Source organism: Variovorax sp. 01N429 (assembly GCF_056399425.1).
In genome coordinates this window covers 1-467 of record NZ_JBFTRG010000106.1, presented here as the reverse complement: position 1 = coordinate 467, position 467 = coordinate 1, and the positions used below count along the sequence as shown (strand labels likewise).

The window sequence follows — 467 nt, the reverse complement described above, 5'->3', positions numbered from 1 at the left end:
TTGGACTACCCGTGAAGCTCGTCACCCCCAAGCTACGGGAGCGCGTCGTCGAGGCCCGTATCGGCCGACTGGCCACGCATCTTGCCGAGCCGGCACCGATCGACACCCGCCAACGCTGGCTTTGGATCAAGCCGCTTTTCAAGTCCTGCGGGAGCAYTCCGTGTACTTTGTGCTGCCAACAATTTTGCAACGGCATTCGCAGAAGCCGTYGYGCGCGACCGTTTCGAAGGCAAGACGAGGCGTYTCCTCTATCGACCGCATCTGGAACAGCTGTGCGTGACATCGATCARTTCGAGCCGCGAATTGACGCTGSTCGATCTGCGAGGTGCCGCCGTCTATGAAGTTGGGATCGATACGGATGCCAGCCGTGCACGCTCTCACGCCTCGGGGCAGGCGCTGTCGGAAGCGGTACACGCTGATATGCCCGATATCGACGGCATTCTCTTCAACTCGCGCTTGACCAGCGG

The 467-nt window shown here is 60.7% G+C and carries 1 protein-coding gene; it reads left to right on the top strand.

The window, feature by feature from the left end; all coding sequences use genetic code 11:
- Window positions 1-276 precede the first annotated feature (276 nt).
- Window positions 277-467, top strand: a 191-nt coding sequence (locus AC1DSF_RS30800) for an RES family NAD+ phosphorylase (RefSeq protein ID WP_478184106.1), incomplete at its 3' end; no start/stop codon positions are given.